The following is a 5,091-nucleotide window of genomic DNA, read 5'->3' as shown; positions in this document are numbered from 1 at the left end:
GCTCCTCGGCCCGGTACCAGAAATTGAGCGGCAGCAGGATGGCGCCGATCTTCGAGGTAGCGAAGTAGAGGCAGAAATAGTCGGCCGTGTTGTAGCCGAGCACGGCGACGCGGTCGCCATGCCCGATGCCGGCGTTGAGCAGCGCATGCGCCAGCCGGTTGGTGCGGCGGTTGACCTCGTCATGACTGAGCCGCTCGCTTTCGCTCACGAGCGCCAGCTTGTCCGGGATCGACCGGGCATTGAGCCGCACGATGTCGCCAACCGTCATCAGTCTGTTCACGTCGTTCATGGCCTGTCCTAAAGTTCGAAAACGCGGGCGGCGTTGCCTCCCAGCCACTTGTCGATCACCGCATCCTTGAGCGGCAGGGCGCGCACCTCGTCGATCAGCGCGGCGATCGTTGTGCCGAGCAGCGTCCAGGTCGAGCCGAAGATCACCTTGTCCTGCAGCATGCGGTTTCCGTAGTAAAGCAGCGGCTCCCAGCCGGAGGAGGGGGCGGTGAAGTGCTTCGGGCGGTGCGCCGAGATGTCGAGATAGACGTTGGGATGGCGCCAGGCGACCATCACGCCGTCCGCCACCCAGGGCCAGCAGGCGTGCAGGACGACGATCTTGAGCTTCGGGAAGGCGTTCGCCATGGCGTCGATGTAGCGCGGATGGCCGATGTCGTAGGGCACGACCTTCCACCAGTTGATGCCGCCGTGGAGGAGGATCGGCACGCCCAGCCGCTCGGAATTGGCGAAGACGCGCGACAGCCGGCCCTCGGTCGGCAGCAGCTTCTGCTTGAACGGCGACAGCACGAAGCCGCGCATGCCGAGCTCGCGCACGCTGCGCTCCATGTCGTCGACGGAGGCGTCGTCCCAAGGATCGACGCCGCCCATGCCGACCAGGCGGGGATCCTTGGCGACGAAGGCCGCCACCGCCTCGTTGGTGCTGGTCTCGACGCCGACCGACTTGGCGTAGAGCTCGTTGTAGACCACCGCCTTGTCGACCTTGCCCTCGTCGAGCATGGCGAAGAACGCAGCATCGGTCGGGCACATCCTGCGGCCGGCCTCCATCGCCTCCGCCTCGATCTGGGCGCGCGACTTGCCCACCACCGCCGCCGGGTTGAAGTGCTCGAGATAGCCGTCCATGCGGGCAAGCGTCTGCTGGGCGCGGGCGAAGGCCTCCGGCGAGGGAACGAAGCTCGATATGGCGTCAACGATCATGTCTGCTTTTCCTTGGTCTTGGCGTTGGCGGATGCCCGGGCGCGGGCGGAGAGGACCCGCCCCATCGAGGCCAGGCCGCGGGGAAGGACAATGGTGACGATGAGCAGCACCGCGCCGTAGACCAGGAGCTTGACATGCGGGTCCATCTCCAGGATTTCCGGCAGGCCGGTCAGCAGCACCGAGCCGAGCACCGGCCCCCACAGCGAGCCCAGTCCGCCGACCGCCAGCACCACGAACGCCTGGAACGAGGCGGCGAAGAAGGTGAAGGGCTCGGGCGAGATGTACTGGACGATATGGGCGTAGAGCACCCCGCCGACCGAGGCGATGGCGCCCGCGATGGCGAAGGCGGCGACCTTGTAGCGGGTGGTCGAGAAGCCGAGCGACCGGGTCATCATGTCGTCGGACTTGATGCCGCGTAGGATCAGCACGAAATCCGACCGCCGGGCGATGGCCGCCACGATCATCAGCGCCAGGAAGATCGCCGCGGTGATGATGAACATGCCGGACGTGGTGGCGCCGTCGATGGACAGCGCGCCGATGCCGATCTGGCCCGGACGGCTGATGCCGCCCATGCCCATCGGCCCGCCGGTGACGGCGACCCAGTTGTTGGTGACGTCGGAGACGATCATGCCAAGCGCAAGCGTGGCGACGGCGAAATGCAGGTCCCTCGTGCGCAGCATCAGCGGGCCGATAACGACCGAGATCAGGGCGCCGGCGGCCGGCATGACCAGCAGCGCCACGATCATCGGCATCTGGTAGCTGGCGCTGAACGCTGCCGCGCCGTAGGCGCCGAGGCCGTAGAAGGCGCCGAGGCCGAGGTGGAAGTAGCCGGCATAGCCCAGGATGAAGTTGAGGCCGAGGGCGAGGATCGCCCACAGCATCATCAGCATGGCGACGGTGACGTAATAGCCGTTGCCCGTGGCGAGCACGGCGGCCATGGCGGCGAGCAGCAGGAGCCAGGGTAGGAACGCGGTGAGCCTATGCATTGGTCTTCCTCGCGAACAGGCCGGCCGGGCGGATGAGCAGAACGGCGAGCAGGAAGACGAAGCCGAAGGTGTCGCGATAGCCGCTCGATATGTAGCTGGCGCCGAAGGATTCGACCAGGCCGAGCAGAAGCCCGCCGGCGAAGGCGCCCCAGATCGAGCCCATTCCGGCGAAGATGATGACGATGAAGGCCTTGAGCGCAAGCGCCGCGCCCATCGTCGACTGCACGGCGAAGGCGAGCGAGAACAGGGCGCCCGCGAGCCCGGCGAGCCCGGAGCCGATGGCGAAGGCCAGCGCATGGTAACGCTTCACCGGAATGCCCATGAGCTGCGCCGCGAAGGGATTGAGCGCCATGGCGCGCATGATCCGCCCGGGCGAGGTGTGGCTGATGAAGAAGTCGAGCGCAACGGTCGACGCGAGCGCGGTCACCATGATGACGAGCCACATGATCGGGATGCGCGCGCCGAGCAGATCGAGGATGATGTCGGGGCCGCCGGGGGTCTGGCGCGGACTGTCGCCCCAGAGCATCACGGCGGCCGAACTGATGAGCACCACGAGGGCGAGCGACACGATGAGCAGCGCGACCTCCGGGTAGCGGCTCAGCCGCGCGAACACCGCGGCCGAGAAGAAGACGCCCATGGCGATCGCCGCCGCGATCCCGATGAGGAGCGCGAGCGGCAGGGGAACGCCATAGAAGGTCATGAGCGTCAGCGGCAGCATGGCGGCGACCATCAAAGGTTCGCCATGGGCGAAGTTGGGGACCCGCACAACACTGAAGATCAGCACGAGCCCCACACCGGCCATTGAGTAGATGGTGCCTTGGGCCAGTCCGTTGACGATGTCCTGCATCAGTCCACGAAGCCCACTGGGACGAAGCGGCCGTCGCGCCATTCCCGCACCACCAGCGCGAAGTAGGACTGGTGCTCCCGGAATGCCCGCCCGCCTTCCTGCGGGATCATCGGCTCGATGATCTCGGACACCTCGGCGACGGTGATGTCGTCCAGCACCTTGCGGATGGCGGGAATGTCGTCGACCGTGCCGGCCTTCTCGATGGCGCGGGCCAGGATGAAGAAGCCGCCATAGGCGCTGAGCGAGGTGGCGCCGCTTTCCTCGCCGAATTTCGCCTTGTAGGCATCGGCGAAGGCCTTGGCCTTCTCGGCGTTGCGGCCGCCCTCGATCAGGTCGCCGGCGAGCGGCACGAACAGGTCGCGTGCGTTGGTCATGGCGGCGTCCGCCTGGGCCTCAATCACGTCCTTGGCGACGATGCCGGAGGAGGAGACGATGAGGCCGGTATAGCCGAGATCGCGCGCCTGCTTGATGGCCCGTGCCACGTCGCTGCCGTAGCCGCGGATGTTGATGACATCGGGATTGCCGCGCAGGATCGCGGTGAGCTGCGGGCCGAACTGGGTGGCGCCGAAGGAGAACTCCTCCTCGCCGACGACTTCCATGCCTGCTTCGCCGAACAGTTCCTTCAGGCGCGGGGTCTGCTGGACGAAGCCGCCATGCTTGTTGTCGGTCAGGACGCCGACCCGCTTGATCCCCTCCTGTCCCTTGATGAAGGTGACGGTGGATTCGGTGTACTGCGCCACGGCGACGCGCGGATGGTAGATCGCCTTGTCCTCTTCGGTGAAGAACAGCGCCGCGCCCATGACGATGCTGATGAAGTCCTCGCGCTCGCGCACGATCGGCAGATAGGCGCCGGTGACCGCGCTCGACAGCGAGCCGACCATCAGCACCGGCTTGCCGTAGGAGATCATCTTCTGCACCGCGGTCACGCCGGCGGTGGCCTGCGAGCGGTCGTCATGGGTGTCGAGTTCGACCGTGTAGGTGGTGTCGCCCACCTTGAGGCCGCCGGCCTCGTTGATGTGCTCGACGGCGAGCTTGACGGCGTTGGCTTGGGCCACGCCGACGGTCTGGCCGGGGCCGGTCAGCGATTCCAGATCGTAGATGGTGAGTGTTTCCTGCGCCGCGGCTGTCCCCGCGGACGCGAGCGTCGCGGCCGCGAACCCTGCCGCGATGGCAAAATGCCTGAACGATTTCATGTAATTCATTTCGAACCCCCTGTTGCAGTGTTATCCGAGATAGATCTTCATGACGTCGGAGCCGACGAGCTCCTCGGTGGCGCCGGAAGCGGCGATGCGCCCGTCGACGAGAATGTGCGCCCGGTCGCAGAGGGCGCGCGTGAGCTGCAGGTTCTGCTCGACCACGATCAGCGACAGGTTCGAGCGGGCGCGCAGGGCCATCAGCGCCTCGGTCATCTGGTCGATGATCACCGGGGCAAGGCCGAGGGTCGGTTCGTCGAGCATGAGGACGGCCGGCGCGGCCATCAGCCCGCGGCCGATGGCGAGCATCTGCTGCTCGCCGCCCGACAGGGAATCGGCGGCCTGCGACAGCCGCTCCCTGAGCCGCGGGAACAGCGTGAGGACATCCTCTAGGATCTCCTGGCGGCGCTCCGGATGGGAGTACCCGCCGAGCCAGAGGTTCTCGGCGACCGAGAGACCGGGAAAGACCTGCCGGCCTTCCGGGACATGGACGATGCCCGAGGCCACGACCCTGTCCGACGACCAGCGCGCCATGTCCTCGTCCCTGAAGCGGACCTCGCCCGCCATCGGCCGCACCAGGCCTGAGATCACCTTGAGCAGCGTCGACTTGCCGGCGCCGTTGGGCCCGACGATGGCCACCGTCGACTGCGCCTCGATGGCGATGGTGACGCCGCGCAGCACGGTGGCGTGGCCGTAGCCGGCCGACAGGTTGTCGATGCGGAGCACGTCAGCCATGGAGTTCCCTCGCGAAACGCTGGCCGAGATAGGCCTCCTGGACGCGCAGGTCGGCCACCGCCTCGGGTCCCTTGCCCTCGAAGATGAGCCGGCCGGAATCGAGCACTAGGACCCGGTCGCACAGCGC

General features: G+C 67.0%; 6 protein-coding genes. All 6 read right to left on the bottom strand.

The genetic code is table 11. The features are described 5' to 3' along the window. Nucleotides 1–289: AMP-binding protein (locus LL06_RS23345; RefSeq protein ID WP_035532692.1), on the bottom strand; the 289-nt coding region annotated here is incomplete at its 3' end. A gap of 8 nt (nt 290–297) precedes the next feature. Then, nucleotides 298–1,203: an amidohydrolase family protein gene (locus tag LL06_RS23340; protein WP_052161857.1), complete on the bottom strand. Its 906-nt coding sequence runs from the start codon at nt 1,201–1,203 to the stop codon at nt 298–300. Further along, complete coding sequence (locus LL06_RS23335) at nt 1,200–2,189, bottom strand: branched-chain amino acid ABC transporter permease (RefSeq protein ID WP_035532689.1); 990 nt, start codon at nt 2,187–2,189, stop codon at nt 1,200–1,202. The genes LL06_RS23340 and LL06_RS23335 overlap by 4 nt, the downstream gene beginning before the upstream one ends. Next, nucleotides 2,182–3,036 carry a branched-chain amino acid ABC transporter permease gene (locus LL06_RS23330; protein ID WP_035532687.1) on the bottom strand — a complete coding sequence of 285 codons (855 nt, stop codon included), beginning with the start codon at nt 3,034–3,036 and terminating at the stop codon, nt 2,182–2,184. Before LL06_RS23330 ends, LL06_RS23335 begins: the two co-directional genes overlap by 8 nt. After that, complete coding sequence (locus LL06_RS23325) at nt 3,036–4,238, bottom strand: ABC transporter substrate-binding protein (RefSeq protein WP_035532686.1); 1,203 nt, start codon at nt 4,236–4,238, stop codon at nt 3,036–3,038. Before LL06_RS23325 ends, LL06_RS23330 begins: the two co-directional genes overlap by 1 nt. A gap of 21 nt (nt 4,239–4,259) precedes the next feature. Continuing rightward, nucleotides 4,260–4,964, bottom strand: coding sequence for an ABC transporter ATP-binding protein (locus LL06_RS23320; RefSeq protein ID WP_035532683.1), 705 nt, complete (start codon nt 4,962–4,964; stop codon nt 4,260–4,262). Nucleotides 4,965–5,091 lie beyond the last annotated feature (127 nt).

Source organism: Hoeflea sp. BAL378, assembly GCF_000759435.1.
Classification (GTDB): domain Bacteria; phylum Pseudomonadota; class Alphaproteobacteria; order Rhizobiales; family Rhizobiaceae; genus Hoeflea.
This window is presented reverse-complemented; position numbering and strand designations above follow the sequence as displayed.

Bases quoted from the DNA above. Each gene is read 5' to 3' on its own strand.
- LL06_RS23335 (WP_035532689.1), bottom strand. From the start codon at position 2,189: ATGCATAGGCTCACCGCGTTCCTACCCTGGCTCCTGCTGCTCGCCGCC.
- LL06_RS23340 (WP_052161857.1), bottom strand. From the start codon at position 1,203: ATGATCGTTGACGCCATATCGAGCTTCGTTCCCTCGCCGGAGGCCTTC.
- LL06_RS23330 (WP_035532687.1), bottom strand. From the start codon at position 3,036: ATGCAGGACATCGTCAACGGACTGGCCCAAGGCACCATCTACTCAATG.
- LL06_RS23325 (WP_035532686.1), bottom strand. From the start codon at position 4,238: ATGAATTACATGAAATCGTTCAGGCATTTTGCCATCGCGGCAGGGTTC.
- LL06_RS23320 (WP_035532683.1), bottom strand. From the start codon at position 4,964: ATGGCTGACGTGCTCCGCATCGACAACCTGTCGGCCGGCTACGGCCAC.